The sequence below is a fragment of the Actinacidiphila sp. bgisy167 genome (assembly GCF_965342175.1).
Lineage (GTDB): Bacteria > Actinomycetota > Actinomycetes > Streptomycetales > Streptomycetaceae > Actinacidiphila.
Genome location: NZ_CBDRBL010000027.1, coordinates 60,627 through 76,822 on the forward strand (window position 1 = coordinate 60,627; position 16,196 = coordinate 76,822).

The 16,196-nt window shown below is 74.0% G+C and carries 14 protein-coding genes; 7 read left to right on the forward strand and 7 right to left on the reverse strand.

What is annotated here, in order from left to right; translation table 11 throughout:
- Positions 1–521: 521 nt before the first annotated feature.
- Positions 522–2,156, reverse strand: a complete 1,635-nt coding sequence (locus ACRWND_RS13625; protein ID WP_431948997.1) for a phosphodiester glycosidase family protein — start codon at positions 2,154–2,156, stop codon at positions 522–524.
- Between the two features lie 284 nt (positions 2,157–2,440).
- Here ACRWND_RS13625 and ACRWND_RS13630 point away from each other — a divergent pair, with 284 nt between their 5' ends.
- Entirely contained in the window at positions 2,441–3,181 is a 741-nt protein-coding gene (locus ACRWND_RS13630; RefSeq protein ID WP_431948998.1) for a sulfite exporter TauE/SafE family protein, read from the forward strand.
- 30 nt (positions 3,182–3,211) lie between these two features.
- Here the strand turns inward: ACRWND_RS13630 and ACRWND_RS13635 are convergent, their stop codons facing one another.
- The gene (locus tag ACRWND_RS13635) at positions 3,212–3,571 is read right to left on the reverse strand and encodes a hypothetical protein (protein ID WP_431948999.1); all 360 of its coding nucleotides are present in this window, start codon (positions 3,569–3,571) and stop codon (positions 3,212–3,214) included.
- Between the two features lie 21 nt (positions 3,572–3,592).
- Here ACRWND_RS13635 and ACRWND_RS13640 point away from each other — a divergent pair, with 21 nt between their 5' ends.
- Positions 3,593–3,802: a hypothetical protein gene (locus ACRWND_RS13640; RefSeq protein ID WP_431949000.1), complete on the forward strand. Its 210-nt coding sequence runs from the start codon at positions 3,593–3,595 to the stop codon at positions 3,800–3,802.
- Positions 3,803–4,061: 259 nt separating this feature from the next.
- Here ACRWND_RS13640 and ACRWND_RS13645 read toward each other — a convergent pair whose 3' ends face one another.
- Positions 4,062–4,250 (reverse strand): hypothetical protein, encoded by a 189-nt coding sequence (locus ACRWND_RS13645; protein WP_431949001.1) that lies wholly within the window; start codon positions 4,248–4,250, stop codon positions 4,062–4,064.
- Positions 4,251–4,297: 47 nt separating this feature from the next.
- Positions 4,298–5,413 (reverse strand): PucR family transcriptional regulator, encoded by a 1,116-nt coding sequence (locus ACRWND_RS13650; protein WP_431949002.1) that lies wholly within the window; start codon positions 5,411–5,413, stop codon positions 4,298–4,300.
- 378 nt (positions 5,414–5,791) lie between these two features.
- On the opposite strand from ACRWND_RS13650, the gene ACRWND_RS13655 reads away from it, so the two are divergent.
- Positions 5,792–6,439 (forward strand): chloramphenicol phosphotransferase CPT family protein, encoded by a 648-nt coding sequence (locus ACRWND_RS13655; protein ID WP_431949003.1) that lies wholly within the window; start codon positions 5,792–5,794, stop codon positions 6,437–6,439.
- A 348-nt stretch (positions 6,440–6,787) separates the two neighbouring features.
- Here ACRWND_RS13655 and ACRWND_RS13660 read toward each other — a convergent pair whose 3' ends face one another.
- Complete coding sequence (locus tag ACRWND_RS13660) at positions 6,788–7,255, reverse strand: winged helix-turn-helix transcriptional regulator (protein WP_431949004.1); 468 nt, start codon at positions 7,253–7,255, stop codon at positions 6,788–6,790.
- 92 nt (positions 7,256–7,347) lie between these two features.
- On the opposite strand from ACRWND_RS13660, the gene ACRWND_RS13665 reads away from it, so the two are divergent.
- On the forward strand, positions 7,348–7,842 hold the full coding sequence (locus tag ACRWND_RS13665) for a PaaI family thioesterase (protein WP_431949005.1): 495 nt from the start codon (positions 7,348–7,350) through the stop codon (positions 7,840–7,842).
- Positions 7,843–8,077: 235 nt separating this feature from the next.
- A complete protein-coding gene (locus ACRWND_RS13670) occupies positions 8,078–9,154 on the forward strand; it encodes a protein kinase family protein (RefSeq protein ID WP_431949006.1) in 1,077 nt (358 codons plus the stop codon).
- 49 nt (positions 9,155–9,203) lie between these two features.
- Here ACRWND_RS13670 and ACRWND_RS13675 read toward each other — a convergent pair whose 3' ends face one another.
- Entirely contained in the window at positions 9,204–10,052 is an 849-nt protein-coding gene (locus ACRWND_RS13675; protein WP_431949007.1) for a DUF4232 domain-containing protein, read from the reverse strand.
- Positions 10,053–10,168: 116 nt separating this feature from the next.
- Positions 10,169–11,599, reverse strand: coding sequence for a serine/threonine-protein kinase (locus ACRWND_RS13680; RefSeq protein ID WP_431949008.1), 1,431 nt, complete (start codon positions 11,597–11,599; stop codon positions 10,169–10,171).
- A gap of 46 nt (positions 11,600–11,645) precedes the next feature.
- On the opposite strand from ACRWND_RS13680, the gene ACRWND_RS13685 reads away from it, so the two are divergent.
- Both ACRWND_RS13685 and ACRWND_RS13690 read left to right on the forward strand, forming a co-directional pair.
- Positions 11,646–12,197, forward strand: a complete 552-nt coding sequence (locus ACRWND_RS13685; protein ID WP_431949009.1) for an RNA polymerase sigma factor — start codon at positions 11,646–11,648, stop codon at positions 12,195–12,197.
- A 131-nt stretch (positions 12,198–12,328) separates the two neighbouring features.
- Positions 12,329–16,147, forward strand: a complete 3,819-nt coding sequence (locus ACRWND_RS13690; RefSeq protein ID WP_431949010.1) for a Kelch repeat-containing protein — start codon at positions 12,329–12,331, stop codon at positions 16,145–16,147.
- The last annotated feature ends 49 nt before the right edge of the window (positions 16,148–16,196 follow it).

Sequence of the window (16,196 nt, forward strand, 5' to 3'; positions counted from 1 at the left end):
CCGGGTCCAGGCCCGCCACGGGGCGCCGTGGCCTCTCCGTCCGGCGCGGACTCGGCCCGGCGGCGCGACGTCAGGCGCCCGCACCCCTGCGATGCCGCTGAGAGGCAGGCGGCGATTCGGTCGTACAGGGCATCGGACGCTATCCTGCACGTGGCTGGGCCGCGTGGCGCGGCCGGTCGTCCGGCCGGGCGCGGACGCGGCGCTGATCGTGCCGGAGAGGCCGCAGCTGAGGGATGTGCCGTGGAAGCGGGGCCCGGGCGGTCATGCGTCGACCACTGGTGTTCGACGGCCGACACATGCTGGACCCGGCCACCACGGCGACTCAGGGTTTCACCTCCCCGAGCGCGGGACGGCGCACCGTCTCCGGGCGACGACACCGGGCCAACGACGAACGGCGGTGCCAGGACCCGGCGGGAGCCCTGGCACCGCCGTCGCGGCTTCACCGGCGCCGGCAGGAGGCGGCGGCGTGGGGGCGGACGCGGCGTCACACCCTCGGCGCCGCCGCGTCCGCCCACGCGCCGTCAGCCCCTGCTGCGGCGTTCCGGCACGATCTGGATCGTGTCGCCGACGGCGCGCTCACCGGTGGCGTCGGAGGTGACGTTGGCGAGGACGCCGTCGACCACCATCGCCGACGAGCCGCCGCCGTCGAGGTTGAGGGCCTGCACCGCGCCCAGCGACCGCATGAACCGGGCCGCCTCACCCAGCGTGAAGCCCTCGCTCACCCCGGGCTGCCGCCCGTCCACCGTCACCAGCAGGAGCCGGCCGTGCCCGTCGATGCCGGCCATCGTCCGCGGCTGGCGCACGTTGGACCAGGCGAAACCGAACGACAGGTCCTTCGGGTCCAAGGTGCCCTCGGTGGCCGCGTCGATGTGCACACGGCCGTCCTCCACGAGGGTGGGCGCCGCGCTCACGATGCTGTCGCCGCGGCCGAGGTGGACCTCGCGCCCTTCGGCGTCCCGGATGTCCTCCCGCACGGCCAGCCGCCTGCCGGTCCGGGCGTGCTCGGTCAGCCAGGCCGCCGCAGCGCCGGTGCCCTGCAGCACCGTGCCGTGCTCGGGGACCGAGCCGCCGCGGGCGCCGGTGGACAGGACGGTCCCGTGCGAGTCGAGCACCACCTGCACGCCGCTGCCCGCGGGCAGCGGCGCACGGAAGGCGGGGGTGAACTCGACCAGGTCGTCCGCCAGGGTGCAGGTCGTGTCGTGGCGGGGCTGCTCGGTCGGAACGCCGCCGGGCCGCCCGCAGTTGCGGACCTTGCCCGGCAGGCGGTTGATGCCCTGGACCGCGTACGTGGCGGAGCCGGCCCGCACGGTGACCGTGGTGGACAGGTCCGCGATCCGCGGACGGCGCCCGCCGTCGCCGAGGATGAGCGCCGCACGCGAACCGGCCGCCATCGACTCCAGCCGGCCGTCCACCGCGGACAGGCCCGCCATGGTGCCCTGGATGCCGTCGGCGTCCGAGGTGATGAAGAACCCGCCGTTGACGCCGACCAGCGACCCCAGTCGGCCCGCGACCACCGAGGTCTTCTCCCGGTCGGCGACGTCGCCGCCGTCGCTGACCTCGACCGTCCCGCGCAGCCGCGCCGGATCCACCACCGCCACGTGGACGCGCTCGCCGTCGGCGGCCTGCCGTCCGTCGTAGCCGGTCCACTCCGTCGCCGTACGGAATCCGGCGGCCACGACCGCCGCGTTCGCCGGGCCGGCCTCGGCCTGCGTGGCGAAGCGGCCGACCCGGACCTGCCAGCCCATCACGCCGCGGGGGGTGTCGGCGTAGGTGTCCCACTCCACCGCTTCCAGGCGCGGCTCGAGCCCGGCCTGCCGCAGCCGCTCGGCGGTCGCGTCGGCCCAGGCGCGGTCACCGAGCGGGGCCCAGGTGGCGGCGCCCGTGAGCCGGTTGACGGCGGGGGCCTGCACGGTCACCGTCCACACCCCGGCGGCCGACGGGTCCCGCAGCACGCCGCTGCGCACCTCCAGGCCGGGGGCCACCTGCTGCGTCGTCCACGCGATCCCCTGCGTGCCCGGGGCGGGCGACTGCGCACCCGCGAGGGACGGCGGGACGACGGCGACCAGCGCCAGGGCGGCGGCGAACACCGCTCCCCTGCGCGCGGCCTGCCCCATCCGGCGCGCCCTGTCCCGCGGTTCGGCGGCTGTGACCGACATAGACTCTCCTGATCTTCTGAGCCACCGGGCGGTATCTCGCCCCGCCCGGTCCTTGCCCCGCCATCCCAGGCCCGCGCGTGGACGGCGAGCCCACGAGGTCGCGGCGTCCAGGGAAACCCTGGATGACAACCGGACACATGTACCGAGGTGTGGCCGACCGGGACGCGACCGCGGGGTCTTGGGCCCTCGCCGCGTCGCCGGGTCCACCCCGGCCGCGGCGGCCCGGAGCGGCACAGGTAAGAACGTGTCGTGACCTCCGCAGCCTCCGCCGACCGGCGGCCCTGATGCCCTCACTCGACCCGGCGCAATGGGCCGTCGCCCTGTTCGCCCTCTTCCTCGTCGGCTACTCCAAGACCGGGGTGTCCGGGGCCGGGACGGTGGGGGTCGCGCTCTTCGCCATGGTCCTGCCGGCCAAGCTGTCCACCGGCGTGCTGCTGCCGCTGCTCCTCGTCGGGGACGCCGTGGCGGTGGCCGCGTACCGGCGGCACGCCGACTGGGGCCAGCTGGTACGGCTCTTCCCCTGGGTCGTGGTCGGTGTGCTGCTGGGCGTGGTGGTCGTCGACCGGGTCGACGACACGCGGATGCGCCAACTCATCGGTGTGCTGCTGCTGTCGATGCTCGCCGTGCACTGGTGGAGCCGGCGCCGCGGCCCGGACGACCCGGTCGCGCAGCACCGGGCCGTCGCCGCGGGAGCGGGCGTCCTGGCGGGCTTCGCCACGATGACGGCGAACGCGGCGGGCCCGATCATGGCGCTGTACCTCCTGGCCGTGGGACTGCCCGTGCTGGGCTTCCTCGGCACCGGCGCCTGGTTCTTCCTGCTGCTCAACGCCTTCAAGGTGCCGTTCAGCGCTGGGCTGGGGCTGATCACACCCGAGACCCTGGCGTTCGGCGCGATGGCCTCCCCGGCGGTCCTCGCGGGGGCCGCCGCGGGCCGCGCCACCATCAGCCGCATCAGCCCGAAGGTCTTCGAACGCGTCACGGTCGCTCTGACCCTCCTCGCGGCGATACGGCTTGTCACCCTCTGATCGGCGGGCGGCCGGCGAAGCGGCCACCGGCTACGCCGCCGCCAGGGCCCGGTCGGCCCGTTCGGCGGCGGAACGGCCATGGGGCAGGCGGCGCACCGCCGCGGACGCCATCGTGGCCAGCGCCGCCGCGGCGTACACGACTCCGGCGGCGGTGGTCACCGGGTAGCCCCCGGAACGGTCCGCGAGCGGCCCCACGCCGAGCTGGCCGATGGGAACGGCGACGTAGGACAGCAGGGCGTCGAAGGACGAGACGCGTGACAGGGCGTCGGGCGGTACGTGCTCCTGGACCACGTCGTTGCTCAGGAGGCCGGAGATGAGCAGTCCAGCCTCCTGCTCCCCACCGATGGCCCAGCACTCGTTGAACTCCTGGGCCTGGTCAACGCGGCGCACCCGGACCCGCTGAAGGAGATCGTGAGCTGCGCTGTGCAGCAGGCCGAGCAAGGGCGGTGGGGCGGCGGTGTGCCGGCGTCGGGGGACCCCGAGGACTGGGTTGCGCTCATTCACTGGGACGCGGACGTCGCAGACCGGGAAGGCACGCGAATGCAGTGGTCCATCCAGCGCGCGGACCTGGAGGCCGGTCGCTTCGACCGCACCTACGTGACCGGCTACTACAACCCCTGACCCGGCCCCTCGTCGTGCCGTACCGAGACGTCATCGGTGTCGCCATCGTGTCCACACTGCTCGCCGTCATCGGCACCCTCCTGCCTGTCGGAGCCGCGCTACGCGCGAGGACGCTGTAGTCCGTGGGGGCACGCGCGTAGCGCCACCGTGCCCAAAGGCGCACCCGGCCCGGTCCCGTCTCCTCGGGACCGGGCCGTCTGCCGTCCGGCGTACTACCGCAGACTCACCCCAATGGCCCGCACACCCCGTTCCTCCGCAGTCATCGGCGCCGACTCCTGAAGGAGACACCTACTGCCTCCGCGACCACCTTGGTGGACACCGGGAACCCGTCATCGCCGACCGCGTCGCACGCCGGGATCAGCCGGGCCCACAGGGCGAGATCCTGGGCGCCCCTGCGCCGCCGCACCCACCGCTCCGACTCGGCCCGCTGCCCGGCGGTCAGTTCCAACGGCGCAAGCTTCGGTCCCGCGCGTCATGGGGGAACTCCAGGCGAAGTCAGGACTCAGGACGCTGAAGGGGCTGTTCGGGCCAGCCGAGCAGCCGGGCGCCCATCGCCGCGGTCTCCAGGGTGTAGCGATGCAGCGGGTCGCCGGGGTCATAGCCGGTCAGCACCTTGATCCGCTCGAGGCGGTAGGTGAACGTCCGGACCCCGAGGCCGAGCCGGCGTGCGGCCTGCGCGTTCACATGCCCGGCCTCGGCGTGCGCGGTGATGGTCTCCAGCAGCGGACCGGCGCCGCCCCGCGCCTGCTCCAGCGGCCCTAGCACGGTGCGCACGAGGTCGGCCATAGCGGCCCGGTCCCGCATCAGCACGGGGAAGACCAGCAGTTCCTCGGCCCGCAGCACGGACGGGTGCAGGCGCAGCCGGTCGGCGACGTCCAGCGCCCCGAGGGCCTCCTCGTAACTGCGCACGATGCCACCGGTGCCGGTGTGGGTACGGCCGACCGCCACCCGGCGGGCCGCGTGGTACCCGGGGCCGGGGTCCAGCGCCGTGTCGGCGAACGTTTCGAAGATGTGGCGTTCGGCGCCGGGGGCGATGCACACCAGCCGGCCGTCCTTGCCGACCACCAGGACGTCGCGGTGGCCGAAGCGGCCCGCCAGCTCCCGTTCGATGCGCCGCACCACGGGATGGCCGTCCTCGTAGGCGTCCACGCCGCGCGCCACCGCCACCGCGTGCCCGCGGCCCAGCCGCAGACCGAAGCGCTCGGCGCGCTCCGCGAGCCGTCCCGGGTCGCTGCGGCCGTGCAGCAGGTCGTCGACGAACTCTGCGCGGGCCGCCTCCTCCTGGCGGACCAGGAGCCGCTGGGCGCGTTCATGGCCCGCCCCGAGCGCCGCCACCGCCGCGTCGAGGGCGGTCAGCACCGCGTCCCCGGCACACCGCACCTCCTTGGCCGTGCCGGCAGCCCCGACGCCCCGCAGCGTGCCCCACGCGTCGCGGGTCGCCGTCAGGTAGGCGCCGACGAGGTCCCGCAGTGTGTAGCCCCCTCCGCCCGCGCGTTCGCCGGACTCGCGCAGCGCGTCCAACTCGTCCCTGCGCGGCCGCCGGCCCGTCGCCGATACCTCGTCCAGCATGCGTGCGAACGCCTCGAGTTCCTCGTCCGGTACGCCCCCCATGGCCCCGTCTCCCCTCCCGGAACACGTCGTTGCCGTCTCCCGGCAACCAGGACCGTATCAACCCCGTGGATCCCGGTCACCGTCTGCGACGGGATGGCGCTCGTCGGTGCGGTGTGCGGGAACCCAGGAGCGGGGATCCGGCCGGGCGAACCGTCACCCAAACACGACGGCCGACGTCGAGCTGATCCGCATGCGGGTTCACCTCCGTGCGACGGGGATGCCACTGACCGATATCGCGCGGTTCACAGGTGCGCCCGCCTCGTGCCGGTCGTCCGCGCGGGCCCGGTTCGAGAACGGCGTCCTGGTCGAGCGGGAGGAGAGCGAAGCGGCCTGAATCGCGGGTGGCGCTCCTGTCGCCACCCGCGAGATCATCCGCCCATGTCGCATGACGATGCACAACGGAACGAAGCGGTTCCGGCCAACGCCCCCAGCGGCGAGACCCGCGGTTTTCTACCTGGCCAGTGGCCGGGTGGGCTGATCATCCTCCTGAACGGAACGTCGAGTTCCGGCAAGTCGAGCATCGCCCGAGAGCTTCTCCGGGTCCTGGACGCATCGTTCTTTCACATGCCGGTGGACGCCTTCCATGCGATGCGGTCCGATCGGGACATCCCCGACGAACATCTGCAGGCCGAGATCGACCGAACCGCCATGGGCTTCCACCGTGCCGTCGCCGGGATGGCCGCGGCCGGCAACAACGTCGTGGTGGACCACGTGTTGAGCCGGCGTTGGCGCCTCCTCGACTGCCTCGACCTGTTCCCTGCCGAGAACGTCGTCCTTGTGGGCGTTCACTGCCCGTTGCCGGAGCTGGAGCGTCGGGAACGGGTCCGCGGCGACCGGACGCCAGGTCTTGCCGCGCTGCAGTTCGAGCAGGTCCATGCGCACGGCGTCTACGACATCGAATGCGACTCGAGCAGGAACACCCCCGGAGAGATCGCCCAGCAGATCAAGATCGCTTTGGCCCAAAGGCCGACTCCGACAGCATTCACGCGGCTGAAGGTCGCCCTGCGCACCGGCGATCCGAACTGAGCTCCACCGGCAAGTCTTGACGATTCGCCCCGGCCCGCTACCGCTCAACTCTGACGCGCGCAGCCTCGATCGCTCAGGGATCCAGGCGTTGGTTGCTCACACTCTCCAGCCGGGCCGGCGGCGCGGCTCGGTGTCGTCGGGGCGGCCGAGGACGTGTGCATAGTGAGCCGCAAGCGCCGCGACGCTCGGATCGGCTTGGTGCGAAGTCGCGGCGCCATCAGGGCGGGGACCGGGCCTCTTCGCGGCGGTGCTCGCACCGGGCCCGGGCGCGGCGCACGCCTGATCGGTGTCCGGGCGGCGCGCCGTGAGGAGGGCGGGACGCGTTGCGCCGGGGGCGCGGGCGGTGGCTCAGCCGGCCGCTCGGGCGGAGGGGCCGGGCCCGGTGCGGGCCTGCCGGGGGGTGAGCGGCCCATGGCCGCCGGCGCAGACGACGACCGCCTCCACGGGCTCGTCGCAGTCGCGGTGCCGGACCTCGAGGGGTGGGCCCTCCGGATCGGCGGTGTAGCGGTCGCCCCACTGCTTGAGCGCGATCACCGCGGGCCACAGGTCCCAGCCCTTGGACGTGAGCCGGTACTCGTGGCGGGTGCGGCTGCCCGGCTCGCGGTACGGGACGGTGTCCAGGATGCCCGCGGCCACCAGCTTGCGCAGCCGGTCCGCCAGCACCGCCTCGGACAGCCCCATGTGCCGGCGGAAGTCGTCAAAGCGGCGTACGCCGTTCATGGCGTCACGCAGCACCAGCAGCGACCACTTCTCGCCGACGAGGTCGAGGGTGCGCCGTACCGTGCAGTTCTCGGTACTGGTCTCCAGCCAGGTCATATCGGTCATCGTAGGCTGGCTTCGCCATTGACATCCAGATGTGCGGATAGCTAGCTTCGGATGGCGAAGCCAGTCGCTCAGGAGGACGCCCGATGTCGAGGTCACGCACCTACGAATGGGGAGACCCCAATGTCTCCGCGGCCGCGGTCGGCCGCACCAGTGGTCTGGAGTTCCTCCGCGACGTGGCCGCCGGGCGCCTTCCCGCACCGCCCATCGCCTCGACCCTCGGGTTCACCCTGGAGGAGGTCGGGGAGGGCCGCGCGGTCTTCGCCATGGAACCGGGGGAGGAGCACTACAACCCCATCGGCAGCGTCCACGGCGGCGTCTACGCCACGCTCCTCGACTCGGCCGCCGGCTGCGCCGTGCAGTCCGTCCTCCCCGAGGGCATGGGCTACACCTCGCTCGACCTGAGCCTGAAATTCCTGCGTCCGATCACCGTCGACACCGGGAAGGTCCGTGCCGTCGGCACCGTCCTCAACCACGGCCGCCGCACCGCCCTGGCCCAGGCCGAGCTGTTCGATGCGGCGGACCGCCTGCTCGCACACGCCACGAGCAGCTGCATGATCTTTCCCGTCCCCGCACGCTGAGCGATCCGGCCGGGCGCGGTCAGGGTCCGCCAGGAAGCCGCGGGGGGACGTGTGCCGGCACATCCCGGCACCACCTGGCAGCGCCGGCGCCGTGACCCGGCAGCGCGGGCGCGTACAGTTCTGGCACCGTGCGGTGGCCGCACGTGCGTCGCGGCGCCGTAACGCCGAGCGCGGGCGGCAGGGGAACCGAGAGGCCGGCAGCCGGGTGGTGGAGGCAGCAGTGGAGTGCCCTGACATGTCGCGCGGCGAGCGTCTGACCGCCCACAGCGAGGTCGCGACCTCCCTGGCGCTGCACAGTGACGCCTCCCTGCGCGAACTCGTGGACGCGGCCGTGCCGGTCGGGTCCGGCATCGGGGGGAAGACGGCCCTTCTGGAAGTCGCCGGGACCCCGGTCTTCGTGAAGCGGGTGCCCCTCACCGACGTGGAGCGGCAGCCCGAGCACCTCCGGTCGACGGCGAACCTCTTCGAGCTGCCCGACTTCTGCCACTTCGGCGTCGGCTTGATCGGCCAGCCGGGCTTCGGCGCCTGGAGGGAACTCGCCGCGCACACCATGACGACGAATTGGGTGCTCGCGGCGGAGAACGACGGTTTCCCCCTGATGCACCACTGGCGGGTGCTGCCGGACTCCACGCCCCTTCCGGAGGAACTGGCCGACGTCGAAAGGGCCGTGGCCTACTGGGACGGCGGGCCGCAGATACGCCGCAGGATCGAGGCCCTCCGGCAGTCCTCGGCGAGCATCGCGCTGTTCCTGGAGTACATCCCGCAGAACCTGCACCAGTGGCTGAACACCCGGCTCGAGGCAGGTGACGAGGCGGCCGACCGGGCCTGCGCCATGGTGGAGAGGGAGTTGGCGGCCGGCACGTCGTTCATGAACAGCCGCGGTCTCCTCCACTTCGACGCGCACTTCGAGAACATCCTGACCGACGGCCACCGCCTCTACTTCTCGGACTTCGGACTCGCGTTCTCCTCCCGGTTCGACCTCTCGCCCGACGAGGTCCGGTTCTTCGACCGGCATCAGACCTACGACCGCGCCTTCACCGTCACCTACCTGGTGAACTGGCTGGTCACCGCGCTGTACGGATTCCGGAGGGAGGACCGGGACGGCCGCGCCGCGCTGGTGCGCGCCTACGCGGCCGGCGAGCGCCCCACCGGAATCCCCGCTCAGGCCGCGGCGATCCTCGCCCGGCACGCGCCGATCGCCGCGGCGGTGTCCGACTTCAACCGCGCGTTCCAGCTCCGGAGCCGGCGGACTCCGTACCCGCTGGACGAGGTGCGCCGGCTCGCGGGGTCGTTCGGCTCGGCCCTCCGCTGACCTGGGCCTCGTGGGGCAGCGGGGACGGGGAGCCCGGTCGTGCGGCCCGCTACGCCGGGCCGGTTCCCGGCTGCAACGGGCTGAGACGGGGCACCGACGCCTTGCCGGTGTTGGACACCCTGCCGCCGGTCCACGGCACCCTCAGGGACGAGGTCTCGTCGGGCGGGGTGACCAGTACCGCTGCGGGGATCACCGTGGTCACGCCCGTGACGGCCGGGTCGGCGAAGGACATCGCCGCCCAGGCGCCGGCTCCCGGCGCCAGCGTGACCCGCCGCGCCGGCTGCCCCGTGGCGCGCTCCGGGTCCACGGTCACCTGCTCCCCGGCGGCGTTGACGAAGGCCAGGCCCGGGAAGCCGTAAACGGTGCAGGCGCGGCCGGAACGGTTGGTGAGGACGACCGGGAAGTTCTCCTGGCCCGCGCCTGGGTCGTTGTGCCCGATCGACGCCTTGAGGTCCGAGGTGTGGCACCGCTCGGCGGTCGCCCGCCGCGGGGAGGCGGTGCCGGACGGCGGGTGCGCCGAGGTCGCCGGGCCGGTGCTCCCCTCGGTGGGTGTGCCGGAGACCGGCGGCTGACCGCCCTGCGGGTCTCCGCCCGCGGAATCGCCGCCCGCCGGGGCGCCGCCCGCCGGATCGCCGCCCGCCGGGGCGGCCGTGCCGGGGAGCGTACGCGGGGCGCTCGCGGTGGTGCCGCCACCGCCGACGCCGCAGCCGCTGAGAGCCGCCGCCAGGACGAGACCGCCTGTAAGCAGCGCGACGCCCCGGCCGGTGAGCCCACCGGTACGCCGTCCGCCACGGGTCGGCGGCGTGCTCCCGTCGGGGCTTTCGGCGGGCAGCACGTGGCGGACCCCGGCCTTGTCGCGGCGGACGGCCCGGGACTCAGGCGCCTGGTGTTCGGTCATGTGCACGTTCTCTTTTCTCCTCGGCCGGCCGCGCGGGTCTGGTGCCGGCCCGTATTCCTTATCGCCGGTGAGATGCACGGCGGGCGGCGGAAGTTCTCGGCGACGGCTTGCCGCGGTCACGCGGTGATCCGCAGACCGCCGAGGACGTCATCGGTCAGATCGGGGCCGCCGGCCTGGCGGATCTGCACGTAGACCTGCGGCTGCGAGGCGCCTGCCCGGGTGAGGCTGATCTCGTCGACGGAGCCGCCCCGCGGGCCGCACGCGGTCCAGTGGCGGACCCGCCCCCGCCAGCCCGGAGACGTGGCGGCCCCGTAGGCGCGGCTGCCCCGGTAGCGGCAGCCGCCGTGCCGGACGGCGTCCACCCGGGCCGTCAGATCCCCGTGCTCGCTGAGGCCCACGAACACCCCGTCGACACCGGAACCCAGGTCCTGCCAGCTCCCCGTGTCGGCGGCGACCAGGAGGGCCGGCTCGTGGGCATCGGGAAGCCCTAGAGCCCGAGGGCTCCATCCGCCGCGGACGAGTTCCCGGCCCCAGCCCGCGGGGACCCGCACCCGGATCCGCTCGGTGGCGTCGCTCACCACCGTGGGCGCCACCGTCTGCTCAACCGCCCGCTCAGCCGTCGGTGCCGCGGCCGAAGGCGCACCCGACCGTGAGGCGGCAAGCCCCGTGCCGGCCGCCACGAGCGCCGCGGCGCACAGGGCGGCCACCATGGTGCGCGCGGGCCTTCCGCGCCGCGCTCCCTCCACATGGTCCACCGACCGGGCGGCCAGCGCGTCCAGTTCGTCGGCGAACCGCGACGCGCTCGGCCAGCGTTTGCGCCGGTCCGGCTGCAGGGCGCGCAGCACCGCCCGCTCCACGGCGGCCGGAAGGCCCGGACGCAGGCGGCCGGGCCGGACGACCTTGCCGGGAGGGCCGGGCACCGAACCGGTGACCAGGTGGTAGAGCAGGGCCCCCAGGCCGTACACATCGGCGCGCACGTCGATGCCCCCGTCCGGGCGGCCCTGTTCCGGCGCCATGTAGCCCGCCGACCCGGCGGCCATCGTCAGACCGGAGGCCTGGGCGAGCGCCTTGGCCAGGCCCAGATCGGCCACGAGCACCCGCCCCTGACCCTCCCGCACCCCACTGATCAGCACATTGGACGGCTTGATGTCACGGTGCACGACACCCGCCTCGTGCAGCGCCGCGACGCCGCGGGCGGCCTCCGCGGTCAGCCGCAGCGCCTCGCCCAGGGACGGCCGTCCCAGGGCGAGGAGATCGTCCAAAGTGCCGCCGTCGGCGTACTCCATCACGAAGTACGGGCGCTCGTCCGGAAGTTCCCCTACGTCGAAGACCTGCACGAGACGGCTGGACGCGGCTTTGCGCAGCAGCCGGGCCTCGGAGAGGAACCGTTCGCGCAGATCCATGCGGTACGCCCAGTTCTCGGCCATCACCTTGACGGCGACGGGCGCGTCCAGGGAGTCGTCATGGGCGAGCCACACCATCGCGAACGCCCCGGCACCGACAGGTCGCACCAGCCGGTAGCGGCCGATCTGCTGAGGTGGGGGCATGTGCCTATCATGCACCGACCCGTAGAAGGACCGAGGAGGACCCCCTGTGACGCCCGCCCAGGAGACGGAGGAGCTCGCCGCGCGGGCGGCGGCCGGCGACGCCGGGGCCCTGGAACTGCTCCTCGCCCGGATCCGGCCCGAGGTGCTCCGCCGCTGCGGGCGCTTCCTGCCCCACCGCGAGGACGCGGAAGACGCCGCGCAGGACGCGTTGTTCCAGGTCTCCCGCAGCATCGGCTCCTTCGAGGGGCGCAGCCTCTTCCACACCTGGCTCCACACGGTCGTCGCCAACTGCGCGCGCCAGAAGTACCGCGAGCTCAAACGGCGACGCTCCGAGCAGCCCCTGTCCGCGGCCGAGGCCGACACCCCCGACCCGCGCAGGACCAGTGTGGTCGCGGGGACCCGGCTCGATCTGCTGGAAGCCCTCGAACGGCTGGAGGACACCAGCCCCGAACTGGTCGCGCCGCTGGTGTACCGGGACATCTGCCAGATGGAGTACCGGGAGATCGAGCAACGCCTCGGCATCCCGCTGGGGACGGTGAAGTCGCGGTTGCACAAGGCCCGCAAGCAGGTCAGGCAGTGGCTGGTGGACGCGTCCTGAGGCTCGCGAGGACCGTGCTTCGCCGAAATATCCCGCCCCTGGACGGAACTTGTGCCGGACTTCGCGCAACTCACCCAGCGAGGGGCGGTGCGTGCGCCGCCCGAGATGCCGACAGGAGTTGCGAATTGTCCATGTTCCCGAGCCGTCCGCCGCACCGGCGCAGACGGTCGTCCCTTGCCGCCGGGCTGCTGAGCGCCGCCGTCCTGGCAGCGCTCGGTGTCGCCCCGGCGCCGGCCCTGGCCGCGGGGGGCGAGCACACCACCGCGCCGACCTCGGCCGCACACCCGGCGCAGGGCGGGGTCGAGCCGTTCTGCGGTGCTCCCAAGCCGCACGAGTTCACATGCTTCGGCCTGCGGCGCACCGACGTCCCCGCGCGCAAGGCCACGGCCGCGCAGGACCCGGAGGGCTTCGGGCCCGCCGACCTGCGTGACGCCTACGGCCTGACCGCCGACGGCGGGGCGGGGGCCACGATCGCCGTCGTCGACGCCTTCGACAACCCGAACGCCGAAGCCGACCTCGCCGTCTACCGCGCGCAGTACGGGCTTCCCGCCTGCACCACCGCCAACGGCTGCTTCACCAAGGTCGACCAGCGCGGCGGCACCGACTATCCGGACTTCGACGCCGGATGGGCCGGGGAGATATCCCTCGACCTGGACATGGTCTCCGCCGTCGCCCCCAAGGCCCGCATCGTGCTCGTCGAGGCGGACGCCGCCGACGCCGAGAACCTGGGTGCGGCCGTCGACCAGGCCGTCGCCCTCGGCGCGAAGTACGTCTCCAACTCCTACGGCTCCAACTACGCGTACTTCGGCGAGGACCCCGGCGAGTCCGCGGCCGACGTCCACTACGACCACCCGGGCGTCGCCGTCGTCGCCTCCTCCGGGGACTACCGCTACGGCGTCTCCTACCCGGCCGCCTCCCCCTATGTGACCGCGGTCGGCGGCACCAGCCTCACCCGGGACGCCGCGAGCGACCGCGGCTGGACCGAATCGGTGTGGGACCACGACGGCGGCGGCGCCGGCTCCGGCTGCTCGCTGTACGAGCCCAAGCCCGCCTTCCAGAAGGACGCCGGCTGCTCCGGGCGCACTGTCGCGGACGTCTCCGCGGTGGCCGACCCGGACACCGGGGTCGCCGTCTACGACAGCGTCAGCGGGGGCTGGGTCGTGGCCGGCGGGACCAGCGCCTCCGCGCCCATCATCGCGGGTGTCTACGCCGACGCGGGCGAGCCCGTCGCCGGCTCCTACCCCAACACCTACCCGTACGCCTCCGGCGCCTCCGGGCTGAACGACGTCACCGAGGGCGCCAACGGCAGCTGCGCCCCGGCATACCTGTGCACCGCGGGCCCCGGTTACGACGGCCCCACCGGCCTGGGCACCCCGAACGGCACCGGCGCCTTCGGGATGGGGGCCCACGGCACGGTGAGCGGCACGGTCACCGACCTGCGCAGCGGCGCCCCCGTGCCCGCCGCCGAGGTGACCTCCGGCATCTACCGCGTCATCACCGACGCCCGAGGCCGCTACAGCCTGCCGCTGCCCGCCGGGCGGCACGACCTGCGGGTCGAGGCGTACGGCTACGCGCTCGGCGAGGCCGCGGGCGTCGACGTCGCCGACGGCGCCGCCGTGTCCCGGGACGTCGCCCTGCGCGCCGTGCCCACCCACCGGGTGTCCGGCACCGTCGCCGACGGCTCCGGGCACGGCTGGCCGCTCCACGCGAGGATCACCGTGGACGGGGTTCCGGGCGCTCCCGTCTGGTCCGACGTCTACACCGGCGCCTTCCGCCTCGACCTGCCCGAGAAGTACACCTACACCCTCCGGGTCGTCAGCGACGACTCCCACTACCAGGCCCTGGTGCGGAAGGTGACGGTGGGCGCGGCCGACCAGGAGCTGCGCCTGGAGCTGCCCGCGGACACCTGGGCGGACGGCGACCCCGCGTACCGCCTGAGCGTGCGCACCGTCGACAGCCAGTCCTTCGACTCCACCGCCGGGGCGCCCGAGGGCTGGAGCGTCGTGGACGCACCCGGCACCGCCCGCGGCTGGGCGTTCGACGATCCGGGCGGCCGGGGCAACACCACGGGCGGCTCCGGGGCCTTCGCCGTCGCCGACAACGACCACGCCGGCTGGGACACGGCCCTGGACACCCAGCTCATCAGTCCCGCCTACGACTTCAGCGGCGAAGGCGACCCGGCGCTGGCCTTCGCCACGGACTACGAGGGTTCCTCGGAGCAGAGCGGCGACGTCGACGTCAGCGACGACGGCGGCAGGACCTGGACGACGGTGTGGCACCAGGACCAGCTGTGGAGCAGCGGCCGCGTCGAGGTGCCCTTGAGCGCCTACGCCGGCGAGCGCTCGGTGCGGCTGCGCTTCCACTTCACCGGGCCGGGCATGTTCTGGGCCGTCGACGACGTGACGGTCAGCCGGCGGATCCTCACCCCCGTACGCGGCGGAGTGGTCACCGGAACGGTCACCGACGCCAACACCGGAGCGGGACTGGTCGGCGCCGTGGTGCGCGGCGGCCCGCACGGCACCTCGGCGGCGACCACCGCACTCACCACCGCCTCCACCGACGACCCGCGCGCGGGTGACGGCCTGTACCGCCTCTTCGTCCCCGGCGACGGCGGCCAGACCGTCTCGGCGGCCAAGCCCTCCTACCGCACGGGCTCCCGCACCGTGACCGTCCGGCCGGACAAGGTGGTGGCGGCGTCCTTCGCGCTCGCGGCGGGACGGCTGTCGCTCGACACCACCCGGATCGACGCCACCGCCGCGGCCGGGGGCAAGGCGGTCCGCAAGGTGATCGTGCGCAACACCGGTACGGCGCCGGCCACGCTCCGCATCGGCGAGCGTTCCGGGACCGACCCGGGCGCCACGCCCCCCGCGACCGCCTGGCGCGGCCTGCCGGACCTCCCCGTCGCGGTGATGGACAACGCCGTGGAGACCTACCGCGGCAGGATCTACTCCGCCCTCGGCTCCGACGGCTCCACTCCCACCGCCGACCTCTACGTGTACGACCCGTCGGCGGGCGTCTGGACCCGTGGCGCCCCGGCGCCCGAGCCGCGGCAGGCCACCGCCCACGGGATGATCGACGGCCGCCTCTACGCCGTCGGCGGCTGGGGCCCGCAGGAGACGGTCAGCCGCACCCTCCAGGTCTACGACACGGCACGGAACACCTGGACGAAGGGGCCGGACGTCCCCCAGGGCCGCTACGGCGCGGCGGGCGCCGTCCTCGACGGCCGGCTGTACGTCGTCGGCGGCTGCGACAACACCGAGTGCGCGAGCACCGTGTACGCCTTCGACCCGGCCTCCGGCAGGTGGACCCGGGCCGCGGACTACCCGCAGACGATCGGCTGGGCCTCGTGCGGCGCCATCAGCGGCAGGCTGTACTGCGCGGGCGGCACGCAAGACTACGTGGAGACGGCGCAGGCGTACGCCTACGACCCGGCCTCCGACAGCTGGCAGCCTGCCGCCGACATGCCCGTCGGGCTGGCCACAGCGGCCTATGCCGCTGCCAACGGCCGGCTCCTGGTGTCCGGCGGCTTCAAGCGGGTCGGCGTCAACAGGGTCCTGACCTCGGAGGGCTACGCCTACGACCCGGGCAGCGACACCTGGACCGAGCTGCCCCACGCCCCGACCGCCGTCTACCGCGGCGGCGGCGCCCCGGGCATGTACCGGGTGGGCGGCAGCGAGCAGAGCCGCTTCCCCGTGCCGGTGGCCACCGCGCAGGAGCTGCCGGGCTGGGACGGGACCGAGACGGACGTGGGCTGGCTCTCGGAGAGCCGGGACGCTCTGACGCTGCGGCCCGGGCAGCGGGCGACGTTCACCGTCACCGCGGACGCCCGCGGGACGCACGCACCGCAGGACCGGACGGCGTCCCTGGTGATGCGCGGCGACACGCCGTACTGGCTCCCGCCGATCCCGGTGTCCCTGCACGTCACGAAGGGGCGGGGACCGCGCCGGTAGCCGGCCGTCCCACCACCGCGCCCCCAGGGGGGAAGCGGGTCACTCGGGG